This is a genomic window from Streptococcus sp. Z554, assembly GCF_053010305.1.
Map to the genome: position 1 here is coordinate 169,137 of NZ_JBRKNV010000002.1, position 20,328 is coordinate 189,464.

Here is a 20,328-nt window from a genome sequence, read left to right on the forward strand (position 1 = left end):
TTTCGTCAATCAAGCAAGGGTATGCGAATATCAACAGCTAAACCCTGCTTTGGCGCTGTTAATAGTTGGATGCTCCCTGCCATATCTTCCACTCGTTCTTTGATATTGCGTAGTCCATAGCTTAGTTCATCAACATCACCTAGCTGAAAGCCACGACCATTGTCTACTACCTTTAACTGCAACTCTGTTTCTGTTTGATAAAGATAAACATCCAGACAAGAAGCTTGAGCATGACGAAGCGTATTACTGAACAATTCTTGGACGATACGAAAGACATGTTCCTCAATCTTTTTAGGTAGTTGGTCTACCTGATATTTAAAGCTGACTTTGAGTTCACTTTTTTCTTCCAATTCTTTGAGGAGCAACTGAATCCCCTCAACCAGACTCTTTTGTTCCAGTTCAATAGGACGCAAATGCAAGAGTAGAATACGTAAATCTCTTTGGGCTGTCTCCAAAATAGCTGTCACACTCTGGAGTTGTGTCTGCATCTTCTCTTTGTCTAATCTAGAAGCTTGTTGACTGAGTCCTGATAAAATCATATGGGCAGCAAAAATTTCTTGGCTAACCGTATCATGCAAGTCTCGCGCAATTCGCTTGCGCTCCTTTTCAATAACCTGCTCTTCCTTGACCAAGGCTTGATTATCTGCTTTTTGAATAGCCTCTGTCAACAAAGCAAGCTTGCCTGATAAATTTTTAAAACTTGCGTCTAAGTCGGCATCCCCAAGACTTTTAATCTCTTTACCAGCCAGCAAATCCTTAAGATTTGCTTGGATTTTTCTACGTGAAATCTCATCAACCATTGTCCAAAATAGGACTAATAAAAAGGCTAGAGCAAGACTAAACATCAAAGCCAGAAATAGGATTTTCTCTGTCTTTTCTAAATCTTGGAAGAGAGAAGTCCATTCCAAATCCAAGATTTTAAAAATGCTTCGAAATAGAAAAGCGACAAAGAGAAATGATGTGAGACCAATTAAAATATAGGGTTGCTTTTTCATCCTCTCACCACCTCAACATCTCCAACCATAGTTGTCAAAAGAATCTTAACGCTCTTTGGACTCTTGAGATAATCTCTGGTTTCTTGATGAAATTGCTCATTACGCAAAGCACGTTTAGGCTGGTCAAAAAAGGTTAAATCTCCGTACAGAGAATTGACGCTTAGACTGACTTCAACATCCACTGGTACGATAATTCTAGTCGTACCAACCAGTTTTCTCAAGATGATGACATTATCATGATTGCTCAAAATCACGTGCTCTAGATGAATGGTATCCTTCCCCATAAGGCGAAAGAGATTGATATCATCAAAACGACAAGTCTGATAACTTGAAAAATGGTGGAGATTCCCAAACCAGCGATTTTTCTCCCTCTTTACCGTCACAACTTCTTCAAAAACCAGATTGGTATCTTCTCTTTCCTGATTCATCATAGGATAAAGCAAGAAGAGACTATAAATCAAAGCCACAAAGATAGCCATGATGACAAAGGGATTGAGCATGATGATAAAGAAAAATAGGATACTCACTGCTACTAAAATAAAATTGTTTCCCTGTTTTCCAGTATAATATCGAATCAGCAGTAAAAACAAGAGCAACATCAGTAGAAAACGGGAAAAATGCTCTGATACCATCATAATCAGAGCTCCTGTCAATAAACAAGCTTCAATAAATAGAAAAATTTGAAATTTTCGCATGTATCCGTCCTCTCTATTTAATTGTATCACAAATCCCAAAAGTCACATCAGTCTGAGGAATGAGAAAGAGAGGCTGGGACAAAAGTCCTAGCCTCTCAATTGTCTTTGGTTTGTCGAGCAAGATGCAGTGGTTGAGTGGACTCTACTAGGCTGATTTCATCAGCTTTTACAGCCCTACTCAACTGTGCGGAGGTGGGACGACGAAATCGAATTTTAACGAATGACCGATTTCTGTCCCACTCTCTCCTTACAATTGGTCTTTTGCTTCTTTTAATTTTCCATAAAGAATATAATCAACCTCTTGCAAATCCTCAATCCTTGCACAATTAAGGGCACACATAATCAACCGTAGTTCTTCCTTCCATGCTTCAACAATGGAAATCACGACTTCAACAGAGTAATTCTCAACCAGCTCTAACATCGTGCGTGATAGACCAACTGCCTTGGCTCCAAAGACCAAGCATTTGATGATATCTAGTGGATTGCGAACTCCTCCACTAACCAACAGTTCCATCTTGTCTTTCCAGTCTTGGGCATTCAGGAGAGCCTGCATGGTCGATTGACCCCAATCATTGAGGTAGTCACGTTGACCACTGCGACGATTTTCAATATAAGCAAAGCTCGTTCCCCCACGACCAGACAAATCAACGGTTCGGATCCCCATCTCATAAGCCTTAGCAATGGTTTTCACATCCATGCCAAAGCCGACTTCTTTTAAAACAAGAGGTACCGAGATTTGATTCGCATAATCTGCCAGATTGTTTTGCCACAATCTAAATTGACGTTCACCTTCTGGCATGAGTAGTTCCTGCATAACATTAACATGAACTTGTAAGAGAAGGGGATTCATCTCTTTTACTGTTTGTAGACCCAATTCAACTGGCTTGTCTAAGCCAATATTGGTTCCAAGAAGGAGGTCAGGGTAACTAATTTTGACTGAAAAAGAGTCATCTGAAGGATCCTTAAGAGCAGCGCTGTAGGAACCTGTCACAAATAAAATCCCACAAGCCTCTGCTACCTGAGCCAACTTTTGATTGATTTCTTTACCCTTTTCACTCCCACCTGTCATAGCATTGATATAAAAGGGGAAATCCCATTTTCGCCCTGCAAATTCTGTTGAAAGGTCAATTTCATCTAAGTCGTATAAGGGTAGCGAAGAATGAATCAGTTCAACTTCATCAAAACTATTATAAGTACTGTTTTGTTCAAGGGCATAGCGGATGTGTTCATCCTTCCGATTTGTCGTCATGTCCCATCCTTTCTTGATACAAGAGCTCAATTCCTAAATCAGCCCAGCGTTTTTTCAGTAATGTAGTCGAATCTTGGTCAAAGCTAAGTGCAATACCACAATCTCCACCACCAGCACCACTACTCTTCGCAACAGCTTTCAAGTCTCGGCTGGCATTTTTGAGTTGTCTGAGCGAAGGTGTGTAAATGTCTGAACTCAAATCTTCTAAGAGCAGGCTAGCTTGTTCTAGTTGCTCAATCACTTTTTCTTCGTGACCTGTCTGCAAAGCCTTCACCAAGTTAGCTACTGTTTCTTTTGAAGCTTGCAAGAAGCTGGCATCCATATGATTCTTGATTTGTTTAACCATGTGACTAGATACAGCCACTTCCTTGGTCCAACCAACCAGAAAGTCAAATTCCAAGCCAGGTTCAACTGTCTCAATAGAAAAGCCCCAATCACGTTCTAATACAATATGCAAGTCTTCCTTTTCGAGCCAATGTGCCACTTTCTCTCGATCAAACGACTGATAAAGGACTAGGTCTTCTGATACGATACAGGCAATGTCCCCCATGGAGCCATTGTCCCCACGTTTAAGAAGCACAGCACTCGCCAATTTAAACAAGACTTCTCTGTCAGCTGGTCTTTCATAGAAAGCAAGCATGGCCTTGATGACCAAGACAACCACACTACCACTCGAACCCAGGCCAAATTTCTTCCCCTCGCGTTCCATTTTCCCACGAATGTCTAAGGAAAAAGGCTGCAGTTTAACTCCTTGAACAGTCAAGTATTCCTCTACCAAGGCTACTGTTTCTTGAATCAAGGCATAAGAAGAATCTGGTCGCATGTCCACACTATAGGTAAACATATCTGAGTAAAGGCGATAATCATCAGACGCTGTAATCTCAGCCGTCATATAGATCGGAATAGCCTTGATTAAGGCTAATTGACCTGGTTCTAAAATGGCATATTCACCAGCCCAATAGAGTTTCCCACAAGTCTTAACAAGCGTCATCTTGGCTCAAATCCTTTGTCTTTGATACAATCAAGCGATAGCGTTGACCTAAGAGTTCTGATAGATGTTCCAAGTCTTTCTCTAGACAAAGAACCTTGACATTAGGTCCCGCATCCATCGTAAAGTAGCAAGCTTCTCCTTGTTTGCGTAGTTGGCGAACAAAATCCATAGCCTCATAACTAGCATCTGTCAGATAAGAGAAGGATGGAGTAGCTGTCTTTGTCGTAGCATGCATAGCAAGGGCGTTCTTTTCTGTTAATTCTCCAACTTTTTTAAAGTCGTTCTCCTTGAGATAGACCAACATATCCTTGTAGTCTTGTTCAGACTGACGAACCCACTCATCAAAAGTCGTCGAAGTTTCCACACAGAGCTTCATGCCATCTCGACTAGAGATTGGTTTTTTCTGGTCTTCCAAGACCAACATAATCATAGCAAGTTTCAAGTCAGTTTCAACTGGATAAATCTCTCCACTATCCTTGTCCCAGGCCGCCAAGGGGCCATAAAAACTACGAGATGAAGAACCCGATGCAAACTTAGCTTCCAAGGCCAATTCTCTGCGATTCAACCCAAGTTGGAAATAGGCATTACAAGCTTTTACTAAAGCAGACAAACCACTAGAACTCGAAGAAAGACCTGCCGCTGTTGGCATATTGTTCTTAGTATCTATACGAACAAAACCTGCTCCTTCAGGGCGATAGCGATCAATGATTTTACTCATCTTGGCATGCTCTGCTTCGTTTTGCAATTGACCATTGATGTAAAAAGCATCCGCAGTTGCATCTGCTGGCAAAGGAGAAAGTGTCGTCTCCGTATACATATTTTCTAAAGTCAGAGAAATACTGCTAGTCGCAGGAACCATCTCTTTTTCTGCTTTCTTCCCCCAATATTTGATAATGGCAATATTGGCATAGGAACGTACTGTTACAGGCTTTCGATCCATGTCTGAACAGCTCCTTTCTCTTCTAATCTTTCTGCTAATTCTTGCGCTTGGCTCTCATTAGCAGCCAAAGCAATGATGCAACCACCTAGACCACCACCACTCATCTTAGCTCCTAGAGCGCCATATTGAAGAGCAGTTTCAACCAAGACATCTGCCTCAGGGCTACTAACCCCTATTTCTTTTAGATTACCATGTGCTTTTGTTAAAATCTCTCCCAGCTTCACGGCATCTTTTGTCTTTATTGCTTCTTCTGCTTGCTGGGTCAAGTCTCCTAGCGCATGCAAGAACGGTAAAGCATCCTTACCCTTACTCTGTACAACTTGGATAGCTTCACGAGTATGCCCATAGACTCCTGTGTCTGCAATGACCAGATAAGCCGACAAATCCATGGCTAGTTCTTCAAAACCAACATTCTTGATAAAACGAATAGGCTGGTCACTCAGACAAGTCTTGGCATCCAATCCACTAGGGTTCATATGGGCGATCATCTCAGCGCGATTGACCAAAATTTCTAATACATCATGAGGAAGTTCTGCTTCAAAATAATCAAACACTGCGCGAATGGCTGCAATGCTAATGGCTGCTGAGGACCCCATCCCCCGTTTTTCAGGAATAGCCGAGTCAATTTGGCAACGGATGCACGCTTCTTTGATATTCAGATACTCGAGAGAAGCATAGACAGCCATAGACAAAGTGTCCTCTTCAAAAAGGCGCCATGGTGTCGCTGCTGGTACGACCCGACAAGTCACTTCAACCTCTAAGAGAGGCAAGGAGATAGCTGGATAGCCATAAACGACCGCATGCTCTCCTATTAAAATAATTTTACTATGTGCCTGACCGACACCTACTTCTTTTGTCATTTAATCCTACTATCAGACGAACATCGTCTTTTTCTAGAACAATTTTTAGAACTTTATTCCTTTCTATTTTATTATATTTTCACAAAAAAAGCGATTGTTTCCTTCACAATCGCTTATCGTTGAGATAAAAATTTAAACTGATGATTTTCTCATCCCTTAAAATAGAGTCAAGCAATGGGTCAAAAAAGCACTTGCTTGTATGCAAGTGCTCTTCGACTTTAATTGATGAAATATTACTTCTTATTCTTGCATGGTGTAACCCACACCACGCACGGTTTTAATGTAACTTTTTTGACCTTTTACATCAAGTTTACTACGTAGATAACGGATATAAACATCCACGATATTGGTTTCGGTCGCACTTTCATACTTCCAAACACTTTCCAACAACTGCTCACGAGTTAATACCTTCTTACTCCCCATAAGAGTCGCTAAAAGATCGTACTCCCGGCGTGTCAGAGCAATCATCTCATCACCACGATAGACAGTATGGTGTTCAACATCCATACGGAGATTTCGATAGGATGTTGGAACTTTCATTTGACTACAATGCTGGTCAATGAAGTCCCGGCCTCGAAAAATGGCTGCAATTCGTTCTACCAAATTTTCTATAATCACAGGCTTATAGATGTATGAAACAGCAAAACGCTGGATAGTTTCAAGTTGGTCTTGCAACTCTTCTCGGTGGTCCAAAACCATGATCACTGAGGCTGGCTTTGTCCAACTCAGCTGTTCTGCAAAATCCTGGGCTGTCATATCCCCTAAATGAGCATTCAGTAAAATCAAGTCATAGTCTGTCTGAAGAGCCATGGAAAGGGCATTTTTGCCCTCTTCTACCTGATCAACTCGGTATTGCTCTTTTTGGAGTTCCAGACTTAAAAAATGAGCTAGATTTCTTTCCTTCTCAAGTAATAAAATCCGTTTCCCCATGGCTGACCTACTTATTTTTCGTCATACCAAGAGTAGTGGAATGTTCCTTCTTTGTCTTTACGTTGGTATGTGTGGGCACCAAAGTAGTCACGTTGTGCTTGAATCAAGTTAGCTGGAAGATCCGCTGAACGGTAGCTATCAAAGTAAGTGATGGCTGCTGAGAAGGTTGGTACTGGTACTCCAGCTTGAACCGCAAGAGCTACGATATCACGAACAGATTGTTGGTACTTAGCAGTGACATCCAAGAAGTACTCATCCAAAAGAAGGTTAGCAAGGTCTGCATCACGGTTGTATGCATCCGTGATCTTTTGCAAGAAACGAGAACGGATGATACATCCATCGCGCCAGATAGAAGCGATGTCTGCAAATGGCAAGTTCCAGTTGTTTTCTTTAGATGCTACACGCAATTGTGCAAAACCTTGCGCGTATGAAATGATTTTTGAGAAGTAAAGGGCTTGACGAATCTTTTCGATCAACTCAGCCTTGTCTCCTTCAAATTTGAAAGCAGCTGGTTTTGGAAGCACCTTGCTAGCGTGTACACGTTCTTCTTTGTAAGTAGAGATGTAACGGGCAAATACTGACTCCGTAATGAGTGACAATGGGACACCAAGGTCAAGCGCTGATTGGCTAGTCCATTTACCAGTTCCCTTGTTACCTGCAGCATCCAAGATATAGTCTACGATTGGTCCATCTTGACCTTCATCATCTTTACGTCCAAGGATGTCCGCAGTGATTTCGATCAAGTAGCTATCCAATTCGCCCTTGTTCCACTCAGTAAAGATTTCAGCCATATCTTGAGCTGAAAGACCAAGCAAGTGTTGCATCAAATCATAGCTTTCTGCGATCAATTGCATATCACCGTACTCAATACCGTTGTGGACCATTTTCACGTAGTGACCAGCTCCATCAGGACCGATGTAAGTCACACATGGTTTGCCATCTTCTGGTGCTTTTGCAGAGATTTCTTCAAGAACGTCAGCTACCAATTCATAAGCTTCTTTTTGTCCACCAGGCATGATAGAAGGACCTTCAAGGGCACCTTTTTCACCACCAGAGACACCGGTACCGATAAAGTTGATACCAGAGTTGGCCAATTCTTCATTACGACGGATGGTATCTTTGTAGAAAGTATTTCCTCCGTCGATCAAGATATCGCCTTTATCCAAATGTGGAAGAAGAGCTTGGATGGTTGCATCTGTACCAGGTCCTGCTTGAACCATAAGCATGATACGACGTGGTTTTTCAATTGAGTTTACGAAGCTTTCGATATCATAGCTTGGCACGAAGTTTTTATCAGGATGGCTAGCAATTACATCTTCTGTTTTTTCTTTACTACGGTTATAAATGGCAACTGTATAGCCACGAGATTCAATATTAAGGGCAAGGTTACGACCCATTACGGCCATACCCACAACACCAAAGTTAGCTTTTGTCATGTGACACTCCTCTTGTTTAATATGTTTTATTTTATCATGTTTATTTGTGAAAAGAAAGAATTTGCTAACAATTGACTAGTAGTCTAAATCATCAGCATGGCCTGAACCGTTCCCTACAAAGTATCCTGTCTTACAGTTTAGAGTGAAGAGATAAGTTCCATCTGGTTTATAAAGATTATAATATCCATTGCCATTCACAATGTTTACACGTTCCAAGATATACTGGTTTCCGGAGATATAACCACGCGCACGAGATGTCTCAAGAATCTGTTCAAGAACACCATCAGCAAAGTTCCATGCAGGATTACTGCTATCGTTCACAGCAGATTGATTGTATGGTACTCGGCTAGCGCTTCGTTGTAAATTAACGCCTTCGCTTGACAAGCCATAGTTTGTAGATGCTGCAGTCTCGTTTGTTGAAGTAGATGGACTACTTTCTGTAGTTGGACTTGATGCTTCTTGGCTAGCAACTGTTGTCGAAGCTGTACTTGTTGTTGTACTTGTTAATTGACTCTTACCGAGGCTGATTGCTTTATCTAGCAGTTTATCAATTTCTGTATTACCAGTCTTGATTTCCGTGAATTTAGCATTCGCTTTAATTTTCGCATTTGTATCCAAGACGCCATCTGTAATAGCTGGGGTTTCAAATTGAGTATTCACTTCTTGGATAGCTTTTATTTGTGTCTCTAAGCTATCGTATTTTGATTTAGCTAGAGTATATTCTCTCGCTCCTTCAAGTTTGTCTAGAAGTTCCTTCAATTGATTTAGTTGACTAAATTGGCTATTTTTAAGAGCTGTTTTGTTTTCATCCGTATAGAATGTGTCGTAGAGTGTATTAAATTGTTCATAGACTGACTGATTGCTTACCAAGCCTGAATCTGCTGCCTTAGTTTGAAGCTCTTGAGAAGAACGCGCAATTTGACGATAAACGTAATAGCCACCTCCAAAAATGAAAAGGAATACTAGAATAATGGCTGACAAAATGACCCATTTCTTTTTATTTTGTGGTTGATCATCTGCTTGAGCAGAACGAGACAAGGGTTGCAGTTGATCTTCATTTTCCTCAGAAACCACTGCAGCTTCGGAGTTAGCAACCTCAGCCATTTCAACAGCTTCCAATTCATCCTTAAAAGGTTGCTCGAGAACTCTCGTTTCCTCTTCTGCTGCTTCTTGAGCAATGATTTCAGTTGTCTCTGCAGCTACCGCAAGTGCAATTGCTTCCTCATCCGAATTTAATGTATTTTCTGGATCAGTAGTTTCTCTCACTTCCTGGATCATCTCATCCAGGCTTTGTGTAACTTCGTCTTTTTTCGTTTGTAGATTTTCGAACTTATCGGCTTCGATTTCTTCACGGTGTTGTTTGATATATTTGTCTAAAATGGTATCATCTGGAGTCACACCAGCCTCAACTTCTTCGTTCTTACGAATGACCTGACCAACCGTTAAATCTTTAGCTTCTTCAAACTCAAATTTAGATTCTTGCTCACCCTTGTGATGGCGATTGCGTCTTTTCTTACTCATTTGCATTCCTTTCTGTTTTGACATCTTGTCTTTTCACTCGTTGACCAAAATATTGATATAAATCAACTTTCAAAGTACCGTTATAGAGTTTCCGTTTTTTATCAGCCTGACTACCATATTTACTTTCAAAAGCTTCATCACTGGTCAGAATAAATTTACTCCAGGTTTTAAGTGGTGCAAATACCTCTCCCATTTCAGCATAGAGCTTAGTGACTCCAGCGTCATCGGATAAACGTTCTCCATAGGGAGGATTGGAGATAATGACACCATTAATCTTGTCTGTTCGCAAGTCCTGCACACGCATCTGCTTAAAGTGGATATCCTTAGATACTCCCGCCGCCTGGGCATTTGCCTTAGCAATTTCCACCATGCGTCCATCAATATCACAGCCCATGATGTCTAGTTCAATCTCACGATTGATTTTTTTGCTTGCTTCCGTACGAACTTCCTGGATCAAACGGTCACTAACCCAATTCCAATCCTCAAAAGCAAAGGAACGTCGCAAACCTGGCGCCATATTACGAGCAATCATAGCAGCTTCGATACAGAAGGTTCCTGAACCGCAGGTTGGATCAATCAAGGGTTTATCTGGATACCAGTTTGATAACTGCAGAATTGCTGCAGCCATATTTTCTTTGATTGGTGCTCCACCTTTTTCAGTACGATATCCTCGTTTGAAAAGACTAGAGCCACTTGTGTCAATCATGACAGTCGCAACATCTTTAAGAATCGAAACCTCTATTTTAAACTCTGGACCATTTTCCATCAGGGGAACGCCTTCTGGTCGAGCATAATGTTTCTGCAATTTCTTGACAACTGCCTTTTTAGAAATAGCTTGAACACTAGGTTCATTATGAAGTTTTGATTTGACACACTTAGCTTTTGAAATCGGGAAACGCGCTCCAAGTGGTAGATAGTTTTCCCAATCTAAGGCAAAAACTCCTTGAAAAAGTTCTTCAAATGTTTTTGCAGGGAAAGTTCCAACAACAATCTTAATCCTATCTGCAGCTCGAAGCCACAAATTGGTTTCAATAATTGCCTTCACATCTCCTTCAAAGCGAACGCGACCATTCTCAACTTGACAGTCATAGCCAAGTGCACGAACTTCACGACCTACAACGGCCTCTAAGCCTGCTGCAGCAGTCGCGATTAAATTAAATGTTTGTTTCATGTCAGTCTTTAAAGACCTTTCTCTTGTTCACCTTTAAAAAATGAGGTTGAGAAAATTTCTCAGCCCCAACCTATATGCAATTTTCTATAAGCCATGTTTTGTTCCAGAAGTGACTAGGACCACTTCTTTCGATAATCATCTGTCTACCACTAACAGCAAAATGCTGCTAGCAGTCAGAGTACTACGTTCGTTTCCGCGCACTCCATGCCCCGACCAAAATTTGGGTTGCTAGCTTGAGGGGTTTACCGCGTTCCACTCTCTCTGTTTCCAGAGAGACTTCGTCACTGTGGCACTTTCAGAGCTACTAAAACATATCCGAAAACTTAGTCTATTCACTCGCCGTAACGATTTCTCGTCCCTAGGCTTATGGTTTCGCCTAGCACAAACACTACAGGCATCACAGCCTGTGCTAGCATGGACTTTCCTCATGAAAAGGTAAACTCTCCACGCGATTATCCAAAAATTGCACAACTGTATGATTCTTAGAAATCAGAATTTTCTGCGATTTGTTTACCAAATACTTCTTTTTCCAGACGATTCAAGCGTTTCAAGATATCAAAGTTAGTCATAGAAGTCGTACTTCCAAGCTCGGCAGGTTCAGAAGTTACAGATACCGGTGCCGACTGAGGCTTTTTCGCCAATTCTTCTTTCAATTCTGCGACTTCCAAGCGTAGTGATTTCACTAGTGCAGCATAAGTTTCATAATCCTTGATAACGTCATCTAAGAATTCATCTACCTCTGCTTTACTGTATCCACGTACTTCTCTTCCAAAATCCTGTTCAAAAATATCCTTCGCTGTAAAAATAATACTTGCCATGTCTCTCTCCATTCTCAGTTACTAGTATTATTATATAAAAAAAGGCAAACAAAAAGCAAGGTCAAAGGCTCAATTTTCGGAAAAATTTTCGGACATTTCGTTTAAATCCTCAAATGTTAATCTTTTTGTAATATAGTTGTCTTTCTTTTTCATCAGTTCGTAAAAAAATCTCAGTTTTGTTTCGTTTTCTTCATCGTAAAAAAGATAGGCTCCGTCTGTGTTTTCGAGCAAAAAAATCTGATAATCTCTCAATTGACCTTTATGTTCATAAGTCGGATAGGCATACTTAATAAAATCTACCTGTTTAAAATCACTCAATTTGACCTGGTTAGCTTCATTCCAATTCGAGCCATGTGTCTCAAAGTCAAAAATGGTCGCTAGTTGAAATCCATAGTCATCTTTCATGTCTCTAGCCACTTCTAATACCCAGTGTTCAAAACCAAGAGATCCCGTAAACACTAGCCATTGCAAGCCTTCCTCAGCCAATCTTTCCAAATCTCTACGAATGGCTTTTTTGATAATTTTTAAGCGAATATCCTTATCATTGAATAAACCTAAATCAAAAGCAGAGTATCCCAAAACCAAGGCTGTATGCATTTTTTCACCCTTTCTGAAAACGTTTGTGGTATAATAGAGTGATGTTATTGTACCAATAAGGAGGACTATGGTCAACTATCCACATAAACTTTCATCTAAATCAAGTAAAAATTCCTTACCTCAAACTAAAAATTTCGCAAATCGAGGAATGAGCTTTGAAAAGATGATAAATGCTACGAACGACTACTATCTATCACATGGAATAGCGGTTATTCATAAAAAGCCAACCCCAGTTCAAATTGTTCGGGTCGACTATCCTCAACGGAGTCGTGCTAAAATTGTTGAAGCCTATTTTAGACAGGCCTCAACCACTGACTACTCGGGTGTTTATGAAGGATTCTACATTGATTTTGAAGCAAAGGAGACTCGACAAAAAAATGCCTTCCCGATGAAGAACTTCCATTCCCATCAAATTCAACATATGGAACAAGTTCTTGAACAAAAAGGGATTTGCTTCGTCCTCATCCATTTTTCTTCTTATCAAGAAACATATTTATTACCGGCGATTGACCTCATCCGTTTTTATCATCAGGATACGGGGAAAAAATCAATGCCGCTTGATTATATTCGAGAGCATGGTTATGTAATTGAACAACAAGCTTTTCCTCAAATTCCTTATCTCGATATCGTCAAACAACATTTACTAGGTGGTAAAACAATATGAATAAACAACTTATCTGGCGTATTGCTAAGTATCTAGGAATTGGATTCTTAGTAGCCTTTATCGCTTCGATACTCATCGGTGGGAGCCTCTTCTTTTATTATGTATCTAAAGCTCCAGAACTCTCTGAAAGCAAACTAGTTGCAACAACTTCGAGTAAAATTTACGACAGCAAAAACGAATTGATTGCGGATTTAGGAGCAGAGCGTCGTGTCAATGCTCAAAGCAGTGAGATTCCTATCGAATTGGTCAATGCAATTGTCTCTATCGAGGATCATCGCTTTTTTAACCACAGAGGGATTGATAGTATCCGTATCATGGGTGCTTTCTTACGAAACCTTCGAAGTAATGGCCTCCAGGGTGGTTCAACCTTGACGCAACAGTTGATTAAGCTAACTTATTTTTCAACTTCTTCGTCAGACCAAACTATCTCTCGTAAGGCTCAGGAAGCTTGGTTAGCAATTCAGTTAGAAAGAACTGCAACCAAACAGGAAATTTTGACCTATTACATTAATAAAGTCTACATGTCTAATGGTAATTATGGTATGCAGACTGCTGCTCAAAATTACTATGGTAAAGATTTAAAAGACCTATCTATTCCACAACTGGCTCTTCTAGCCGGAATGCCACAGGCGCCTAACCAATACGATCCTTATTCTCACCCCGATGAAGCCAAGGAGCGTCGTGATCTAGTTCTATCTGAGATGCAAAAGCAAGGTTATTTAACAGCTGAACAATATGAAACGGCTATAAATACACCTATTACTGATGGTTTACAAAGTCTGAAAGGAAGCAACACCTATCCTCCATACTTAGATAATTACCTTAAAGAAGTGATTGAACAAGTTGAAACAGAGACAGGTTACAACCTTTTAACTACTGGAATGGACGTCTACACCAACGTAGACCAAGACGTTCAAAAGCGTCTTTGGGATATATACAACACAGATGAGTATGTTTATTATCCGGATGATGAACTTCAAGCAGCTTCTACTATCGTAGACGTTACAAATGGTAAAGTTATTGCTCAGCTTGGTTCAAGACACCAGTCAAGCAATGTATCCTTCGGACTCAATCAGGCCGTTGAAACCAACCGTGACTGGGGTTCTACTATGAAACCAATCACAGATTATGCACCTGCTTTGGAGTACGATATCTATGATTCAACTGCTTCAATTGTTCACGATGTTCCTTACAATTATCCTGGAACGGATATTCCTGTTTATAACTGGGATAAAGCATACTATGGAAACATCACACTACAATATGCAATCCAACAATCGCGTAACGTACCTGCCGTTGAAACACTGGAAAAGGTTGGTTTAGACAAAGCCAAGACTTTCTTGAATGGTTTAGGTATTGACTATCCGGATATGCACTATGCCAACGCTATTTCAAGTAACACGACTGAGTCAAATAAAAAGTACGGAGCAAGTAGTGAGAAAATGGCTGCTGCTTACGCTGCTTTTGCTAACGGTGGTATCTACCATAAACCAATGTACATCAATAAGGTTGTCTTTAGTGACGGTAGTTCAAAAGAGTTCTCTGACGCTGGAACTCGCGCTATGAAAGAAACAACTGCCTATATGATGACAGAAATGATGAAAACTGTACTTACCTACGGAACTGGTCGTGGTGCTTACTTATCATGGCTCCCTCAAGCTGGTAAGACGGGTACATCAAACTATACTGATTATGAAATCGAAAATTACATTAAGAGATACGATTATGTAGCTCCAGATGAATTGTTCGTAGGATATACCCGCAAATATTCAATGGCGGTTTGGACAGGTTATTCAAATCGTCTCACTCCAATCGAAGGAGATGGTTTCAGAGTAGCGGCCAACATCTATCGCTCAATGATGAGCTACCTTTCCGAGGATGATCACCCAGGTGATTGGACAATGCCTGAAGGTCTCTATCGCAATGGTGAGTATGTCTTCAAAGTCGGCGCTCGTAGCAACTGGATTCCTCAAACTACCCAACAAGCTACAACAGAGGCTCCTACTACAACGACTGAAAATCAAACCTCAGTCGTTGAAACCACGAACCCAAATACCGCACAGAACCCAACTGCTCCAAATGCAAATCAAAACCCTCAACAAAATCCAAATCTGCAAGGACAACAATAATCTTAAAAGACCTAGGAAACATCTTCCTAGGTCTTTTATTAATGAAAAAGTGGAGTTAATTACTAACTCCACCTTCTTTTATTTTACATGGCTTGCAAGATCTTCTTGCGCTTTTTTATTAGATTCTTCTTTTTCTTTCTTCCATTTATCTTGAGCTTTTTGATATTCATCAGCAGTTACTGGTTTATCTTGAAGTTCAAGGTACTTGTACAAGAGGGCTTCACTCATACCCTTGTTACCTGAGTATGCAAATGGAAGGGTGAATGGCACCATCTTAGACAACATTGGACGTCCAGTTTGAGAAGTTGTTGGAATAATCAAAGCGCTATCTGTCAACCAAGCTTGGGCAGCGGCATATTTATCATAACGTTTTGAAACATCTGTGACTTCATTGTCAGCTTCAACAACCATCTTTTCGTAATCTTCCAAACCAACTTGCTTGGCAGCGGCGTTGTTTGTACCAGAATCAAATCCTAGATAAGTCTTAGTATTTTCACCTACAGACGGTTTGATGATATCAAGGTAAGTAGATGGGTCAATGTAGTCTGGAGACCATCCAACGTTATCTGAGAGATCCCAATCTTCTCCAGCAGCTGTTTCAGCAAAGTAGGTAACATTAAGAACTTCATCTTTTTGAAGTTGTTGAATGTCAATAACAACATTGTCAGTTCCTAATGTTGCTTCAAGCGATTGTTTCAATGATTGAACACGTTGAACTTTAGTAGTATTAGTCTGGTCTACTGGCATATCCAAGTGGATTGGGAATTGAACACCTTCTGCTTGAAGAGCTTTCTTAGCCTTTGCAAATTCTGCTTTCGCTTTTTCAGGATTGTAAAGACCATCTTGAGCGTCATCTAGATTGACATCTTTCCACTCATCACCATAGGTTACCAATTTTTCTTTAACTAATTCACCAAAGTTTTTACCATCAGCTTGAACAAATGTTGGTGGTACAAACAAGTTACGAAGAAGTTTGCTTGCTCCACTTTCTCCATTGACTTGAGAAGCATAGGCTGTTCTATCAAAACCAAAAGCAATGGCTTGACGGAAGTCTTTGTTTAGGAGAGCTTTTTTAGTTGATGTCTTTTGTTCATCCGTAGTCTTAGAAGTGTACTTGTAAGACTGACGGTCAATATTTGTACCTACTAAGAAAGTTGCAGAGTCCTGAGGTGTATATACGATGTTATCCTTAAACTCTTTTTCAAGTTCAGGATATCCTGCACTTGTTGGGAAGAGACGAGCCATTGAGAAGCCGCCATCCTTAAAGGTATCTGCAAGTTTGCCTGTATCTTGACCATCCCAGAATGATAGTTTTACTTTATCAATATGAACATTGTCCTTATCCCAGTAGTTTGGATTCTTTTCAAATTCTACTGATGATTTAGCTACCAATGATTTCAACAAGAAAGGACCGTTGTAAAGAATACTGCTTGGATCAGTTGCTTTGGCAAAGTCACTTCCTTTAGAAGTAAGGAATTCTTCATTGACTGGTGCAAGAATACCCATGGTTGTCTTAGAATTCCAGAAGCTTTCTGGTTTATTCAAAGTGTATTGAACCGTCTGATCATCAATTGCCTTGATTCCAACTTCTGAGAAGTCTTTTACTTCACCTTTGACATAAGCGTCAAGACCTTTAATGGATTCTTGAACAAGATAAAGGGCTTCTGACTTATTATCAGCTGCATATTTAAGACCTGTTACAAAGTCTTGAGCTTTCACAGGTGCATACTCTTCACCTTCAGAAGTGTACCACTTAGCATCTTTACGGATTGTATAAGTGTAAGTCAAACCATCTTGAGATACTGACCAGTCTTCTGCCATAGATGGCACGAAGTTCCCGTAACGGTCATTCTCCATCAAACCGTCAACAACATTACTTGTGATATTAGCAACCGCAGCCTTACCTGTTGTCAGATAGTTGAGGCTGTCTGGATCTGTTTCATAAACGTAAGAAAAAGTTTTCTCACCTTTTGCACTAGAGCCTGAACCTGAACAAGCTGCCAAAACACCTGACGCTAACAGAGTCACTCCTGCTAAGGCCATTACTTTTGAAAATTTCATAATAAACTCCTTTTTGACTTTTTATACATTATAGTCCCTTTTCAGCCATGTGTCAATACAATTTTCAGAATTTTTCAAATTAATTTGAAAATATTTTCTTCCTAGATTTCTAATGTGAAAATCTTTTTAGGAAAATTTCAATCATTGACATTTATCAACTATATCTTTATGATATAATGAAAGAAGAAAGTTGAAAGGAAATACCATGTCAAAAGAAGTTATTGTTGAAAGTTTTGAACTAGACCATACGATTGTAAAAGCTCCTTATGTCCGATTGATTGGAGAAGAGACTGGACCGAAAGGAGATATCATTTCTAACTTTGATATCCGCTTGGTTCAACCAAATGAAGACTCTATCCCTACTGCTGGACTTCATACAATTGAGCACCTCTTGGCTAAACTAATCCGTACTCGCATCGACGGTATGATTGATTGTTCACCATTTGGTTGTCGTACAGGGTTTCATATGATTATGTGGGGACGTCATACTAGCGCTGAAATCGCTACTGTCATCAAGGATTCACTGAAGGAAATCGCTGAAACAACAACTTGGGAAGATGTCCCAGGAACAACTATTGAATCTTGTGGCAACTACAAGGACCACAGCTTATTTTCAGCTAAGGAATGGGCAAAATTAATTCTCCAACAAGGAATCTCAGACGATGCCTTTGAACGTCATGTCATTTAATAATAAAAAAGAGGCTAGGACTTTTGTCCTAGCCTTTCAATTATCTATGGATTGTGGAGCAAGACGCAGTGGTTGAGTGGGCTCTACTACGCTGATTTCATCAACTTTTACAGCCCTACTCAACTGTGCGGAGGTAGGACGACGAAATCGAATTCTAACGAATTACCGATTTCTGTCCCACTCTCTTTTTTATTTTCGAAATCTTGATTTAGGCTTTTTCACGAATGACCAAAACACCATCTTCCATGTCAGCTTCTAGGTGTTTAGCATCAAGATTATCCAAGTGGAAATCTGTCACTTTATCTCGGATTTGTTGTTCAACCACACGACGGAGTGGACGAACCCCCATAACTTCATCATATCCTTCCTCAGTCATGTATTCTTTGGCTGCATCACTCACTGCCAAGTCAATTTCTTTCTTAGCAAGTGTCTTATTGACATCAACCAACATCAAATCAACAATTTTAGAAAGATCTTCCTTGCTCAAGTGTGAGAACTCAATCACTGCGTTAAAGCGATTCAAGAATTCTGGACGGAAGTAAGGTTTCAAACGATCCATGAGTTCTGGTTTGTCCGCATCTTCTGTCAAGTTAGCTTCATAACCAAAGCCAGCGTTTGAAGTTGCGATAATCACCGTATTCTTGAAGTTGACAGTGTTACCTTGACCATCTGTCAAACGACCATCGTCCAAGACTTGAAGGAGAAGGGTGATGACTTGAGGGTCAGCCTTTTCAATCTCATCCAAAAGTACGATTGAGTATGGATTGCGACGGACGCGTTCTGTCAAGGTATTGTTGTTGTCATCGTAACCAACATAACCTGCAGTTGTACCAATCAATTTAGATACGGCTGTACGATCACTGTATTCTGACATATCCAAACGGATGATAGCATCTTTAGTACCGAACATATCAAGCGCTAATTGTTTAGCCAACTCTGTCTTACCAACACCAGTAGGTCCTACAAATAGGAAGCTACCGATTGGACGGTTCCCTTCGTCAAATCCTGCACGGTTCCGACGGATCGCTTTTGCAACGGCTTCAACGGCCTTATCTTGACCGATAACCTTGGTTTGCAAACGGTGACCCATATCTTTCAAACGTTCGATATCAGTTGCACCCATTTGCGATACTGGAATACCAGTCATACGTTCGACAGACTCTGCTACGTCATTGACAGTTGCAGTTACCTTGTGATCCTCTGTATGGTTAGCAATTTGTTTTTCCAATTCTTCGATACGGACTTTTGCATTTAGAGCTGCTTCATAGTCTTCTTTGGCTGCTGCTTCTTCTTGTTTGATTTTTTCCGCTTGGATTTCGTGCTCAACCGCATGTACATCTGTTACTGGGTGTTGAGCCGCCAAGTGAGCAGCTGTCACGTCGACCAAGTCGATTGCCTTATCAGGCAAGCTACGTTGTGGAATGTATTGAACAGAGTAATCAACGGCAGCTTTCAAGACTTCATCTGGCAAGACAACATTGTGGTGTTGTTGATAAAGATCACGAATCCCTTGGAGGATCTTGAATGTATCTTCAGCAGATGGAGCATTAACCTTGACTTCGTTGAAACGACGTGCTAGGGCAGCATTTTTCAAGATGGTGTTACGGTATTCATCCTGAGTAGTTGCACCAATAACTGTCAATTCACCACGAGAAAGGGCTGGTTTCAAGATGTCCGCAAGGCCTTTAGAACCTTGACCATCACCTGTGCTACCTGCACCTAGGATTTGGTGGATTTCATCGAAGAAGAGAATAATATTTCCAGCTTCTTTGACCTCATTTACCAAATTTTGAATGTTTTCTTCAAAGCTACCACGGTATTGAGTACCAGCTTCAAGACCTGAAATATCTATAGAAATGATTTCTTTGTTCTTGATAGCTGCTGGAACATCACCATTTACAATAGCTTGTGCCAAACCTTCTACTACTGCAGTTTTACCAACACCAGCATCACCAACAAGAACTGGATTGTTCTTAGTACGGCGAGAAAGAATTTCAGAAGTTTCTTGAATTTCTTTATTACGTCCAATAACTGGATCCAACTTACCTTCACGAGCTTCTGCTGTTAAGTTACGTCCAAGTTTTGCAAGAATCCCATCTTGTTTCATAGCTTTACCTTGAACGTATTGAGCTTGTTCACTACCTTCGCTTGGTAGTTGACCTGTTTGACGGTAAATAGCAAATTCTTCAGGTGTTACTTCACGACCGTTAATCAAGTAACGACGGTTTTCTGAACTGTATCCACGCATACCACCCATCAATTGGTTAAATAAATCATCCATGTTGTTAAAGTTATTAAAGTTGTTGTTCATATTTCATACCTCGTTTGTTTTCAAATTTACTTAGTCAAAATAATTTGACTTACTCTGACCTTTGTTTTAAAAAATTTAGACTAGCTATTTGCTACTCTACGTATAATTTCAGGTTTTTCTTTATCCAATACAGGTTTTTCGATTGGACTTCTAAAAATACTAATGTTAACCATAGGTTGTACCTCTTTTCTAGGTTTTACCCATACTTTGATCTTAAGATACTATATACAATCACCTTAAAATCAAGGTTTTCTAAGGACTTTCCTTATCCT

At 40.3% G+C, this 20,328-nt stretch carries 17 protein-coding genes and 1 other RNA gene; 3 read left to right on the plus strand and 15 right to left on the minus strand.

The annotated features are described in order from the left end of the window. Positions 1-5 precede the first annotated feature (5 nt). From ACVC7R_RS03225 to ACVC7R_RS03285, 13 genes are all read right to left on the minus strand, one after another. Complete coding sequence (locus ACVC7R_RS03225) at positions 6-995, minus strand: sensor histidine kinase (protein WP_447263513.1); 990 nt, start codon at positions 993-995, stop codon at positions 6-8. Next, positions 992-1,690 carry a cell wall-active antibiotics response protein LiaF gene (gene liaF, locus ACVC7R_RS03230; RefSeq protein WP_447263514.1) on the minus strand — a complete coding sequence of 233 codons (699 nt, stop codon included), beginning with the start codon at positions 1,688-1,690 and terminating at the stop codon, positions 992-994. Before liaF ends, ACVC7R_RS03225 begins: the two co-directional genes overlap by 4 nt. 247 nt (positions 1,691-1,937) lie before the next feature. After that, positions 1,938-2,939: a type 2 isopentenyl-diphosphate Delta-isomerase gene (fni, locus tag ACVC7R_RS03235; protein ID WP_447263515.1), complete on the minus strand. Its 1,002-nt coding sequence runs from the start codon at positions 2,937-2,939 to the stop codon at positions 1,938-1,940. Beyond that, entirely contained in the window at positions 2,917-3,930 is a 1,014-nt protein-coding gene (locus tag ACVC7R_RS03240; protein WP_447263516.1) for a phosphomevalonate kinase, read from the minus strand. The genes fni and ACVC7R_RS03240 overlap by 23 nt, the downstream gene beginning before the upstream one ends. Beyond that, positions 3,917-4,870, minus strand: a complete 954-nt coding sequence (gene mvaD / locus ACVC7R_RS03245) for a diphosphomevalonate decarboxylase (RefSeq protein WP_447263517.1) — start codon at positions 4,868-4,870, stop codon at positions 3,917-3,919. Before mvaD ends, ACVC7R_RS03240 begins: the two co-directional genes overlap by 14 nt. Then, complete coding sequence (mvk, locus tag ACVC7R_RS03250; protein WP_447263518.1) at positions 4,852-5,730, minus strand: mevalonate kinase; 879 nt, start codon at positions 5,728-5,730, stop codon at positions 4,852-4,854. The genes mvaD and mvk overlap by 19 nt, the downstream gene beginning before the upstream one ends. A gap of 240 nt (positions 5,731-5,970) precedes the next feature. Continuing rightward, positions 5,971-6,660 carry a response regulator transcription factor gene (locus tag ACVC7R_RS03255; protein WP_447263519.1) on the minus strand — a complete coding sequence of 230 codons (690 nt, stop codon included), beginning with the start codon at positions 6,658-6,660 and terminating at the stop codon, positions 5,971-5,973. A gap of 11 nt (positions 6,661-6,671) precedes the next feature. Then, entirely contained in the window at positions 6,672-8,096 is a 1,425-nt protein-coding gene (gene gndA / locus ACVC7R_RS03260) for an NADP-dependent phosphogluconate dehydrogenase (protein ID WP_447263520.1), read from the minus strand. 75 nt (positions 8,097-8,171) lie between these two features. Next, positions 8,172-9,617, minus strand: coding sequence for a cell division site-positioning protein MapZ (gene mapZ, locus ACVC7R_RS03265; protein ID WP_447263521.1), 1,446 nt, complete (start codon positions 9,615-9,617; stop codon positions 8,172-8,174). Beyond that, the gene (locus ACVC7R_RS03270) at positions 9,610-10,788 is read right to left on the minus strand and encodes a THUMP domain-containing class I SAM-dependent RNA methyltransferase (RefSeq protein WP_447263522.1); all 1,179 of its coding nucleotides are present in this window, start codon (positions 10,786-10,788) and stop codon (positions 9,610-9,612) included. Before ACVC7R_RS03270 ends, mapZ begins: the two co-directional genes overlap by 8 nt. A gap of 82 nt (positions 10,789-10,870) precedes the next feature. Then, positions 10,871-11,252, minus strand: an RNA gene (rnpB, locus tag ACVC7R_RS03275) — RNase P RNA component class B. Between the two features lie 18 nt (positions 11,253-11,270). Next, positions 11,271-11,606, minus strand: a complete 336-nt coding sequence (gene gpsB, locus ACVC7R_RS03280; RefSeq protein WP_447263523.1) for a cell division regulator GpsB — start codon at positions 11,604-11,606, stop codon at positions 11,271-11,273. Between the two features lie 69 nt (positions 11,607-11,675). Next, positions 11,676-12,203: a DUF1273 domain-containing protein gene (locus ACVC7R_RS03285; RefSeq protein WP_447263524.1), complete on the minus strand. Its 528-nt coding sequence runs from the start codon at positions 12,201-12,203 to the stop codon at positions 11,676-11,678. 67 nt (positions 12,204-12,270) lie between these two features. Here ACVC7R_RS03285 and recU point away from each other — a divergent pair, with 67 nt between their 5' ends. Both recU and pbp1a read left to right on the plus strand, forming a co-directional pair. Continuing rightward, positions 12,271-12,867, plus strand: a complete 597-nt coding sequence (recU, locus tag ACVC7R_RS03290; RefSeq protein ID WP_447263525.1) for a Holliday junction resolvase RecU — start codon at positions 12,271-12,273, stop codon at positions 12,865-12,867. Next, positions 12,864-14,996, plus strand: coding sequence for a penicillin-binding protein PBP1A (gene pbp1a / locus ACVC7R_RS03295; RefSeq protein ID WP_447263526.1), 2,133 nt, complete (start codon positions 12,864-12,866; stop codon positions 14,994-14,996). Before recU ends, pbp1a begins: the two co-directional genes overlap by 4 nt. A gap of 78 nt (positions 14,997-15,074) precedes the next feature. Here the strand turns inward: pbp1a and ACVC7R_RS03300 are convergent, their stop codons facing one another. Continuing rightward, positions 15,075-17,057, minus strand: a complete 1,983-nt coding sequence (locus ACVC7R_RS03300; RefSeq protein WP_447263527.1) for a peptide ABC transporter substrate-binding protein — start codon at positions 17,055-17,057, stop codon at positions 15,075-15,077. Positions 17,058-17,262: 205 nt separating this feature from the next. Between ACVC7R_RS03300 and ACVC7R_RS03305 the strand changes: the two genes are divergently transcribed. Then, positions 17,263-17,745: an S-ribosylhomocysteine lyase gene (locus ACVC7R_RS03305; RefSeq protein ID WP_447263528.1), complete on the plus strand. Its 483-nt coding sequence runs from the start codon at positions 17,263-17,265 to the stop codon at positions 17,743-17,745. Positions 17,746-17,953: 208 nt separating this feature from the next. Here the strand turns inward: ACVC7R_RS03305 and ACVC7R_RS03310 are convergent, their stop codons facing one another. Next, complete coding sequence (locus tag ACVC7R_RS03310) at positions 17,954-20,056, minus strand: ATP-dependent Clp protease ATP-binding subunit (protein WP_447263529.1); 2,103 nt, start codon at positions 20,054-20,056, stop codon at positions 17,954-17,956. Between the last annotated feature and the right edge of the window lie 272 nt (positions 20,057-20,328).

Coding starts and splice junctions, on each gene's coding strand:
- ACVC7R_RS03310 (WP_447263529.1), bottom strand. CDS start 20,056: ATGAACAACAACTTTAATAACTTTAACAACATGGATGATTTATTTAAC.
- ACVC7R_RS03225 (WP_447263513.1), bottom strand. CDS start 995: ATGAAAAAGCAACCCTATATTTTAATTGGTCTCACATCATTTCTCTTT.
- gndA (WP_447263520.1), bottom strand. CDS start 8,096: ATGACAAAAGCTAACTTTGGTGTTGTGGGTATGGCCGTAATGGGTCGT.
- mvaD (WP_447263517.1), bottom strand. CDS start 4,870: ATGGATCGAAAGCCTGTAACAGTACGTTCCTATGCCAATATTGCCATT.
- fni (WP_447263515.1), bottom strand. CDS start 2,939: ATGACGACAAATCGGAAGGATGAACACATCCGCTATGCCCTTGAACAA.
- ACVC7R_RS03305 (WP_447263528.1), top strand. CDS start 17,263: ATGTCAAAAGAAGTTATTGTTGAAAGTTTTGAACTAGACCATACGATT.
- ACVC7R_RS03285 (WP_447263524.1), bottom strand. CDS start 12,203: ATGCATACAGCCTTGGTTTTGGGATACTCTGCTTTTGATTTAGGTTTA.
- ACVC7R_RS03300 (WP_447263527.1), bottom strand. CDS start 17,057: ATGAAATTTTCAAAAGTAATGGCCTTAGCAGGAGTGACTCTGTTAGCG.
- ACVC7R_RS03270 (WP_447263522.1), bottom strand. CDS start 10,788: ATGAAACAAACATTTAATTTAATCGCGACTGCTGCAGCAGGCTTAGAG.
- mapZ (WP_447263521.1), bottom strand. CDS start 9,617: ATGAGTAAGAAAAGACGCAATCGCCATCACAAGGGTGAGCAAGAATCT.
- mvk (WP_447263518.1), bottom strand. CDS start 5,730: ATGACAAAAGAAGTAGGTGTCGGTCAGGCACATAGTAAAATTATTTTA.
- pbp1a (WP_447263526.1), top strand. CDS start 12,864: ATGAATAAACAACTTATCTGGCGTATTGCTAAGTATCTAGGAATTGGA.
- ACVC7R_RS03255 (WP_447263519.1), bottom strand. CDS start 6,660: ATGGGGAAACGGATTTTATTACTTGAGAAGGAAAGAAATCTAGCTCAT.
- recU (WP_447263525.1), top strand. CDS start 12,271: ATGGTCAACTATCCACATAAACTTTCATCTAAATCAAGTAAAAATTCC.
- liaF (WP_447263514.1), bottom strand. CDS start 1,690: ATGCGAAAATTTCAAATTTTTCTATTTATTGAAGCTTGTTTATTGACA.
- ACVC7R_RS03240 (WP_447263516.1), bottom strand. CDS start 3,930: ATGACGCTTGTTAAGACTTGTGGGAAACTCTATTGGGCTGGTGAATAT.
- gpsB (WP_447263523.1), bottom strand. CDS start 11,606: ATGGCAAGTATTATTTTTACAGCGAAGGATATTTTTGAACAGGATTTT.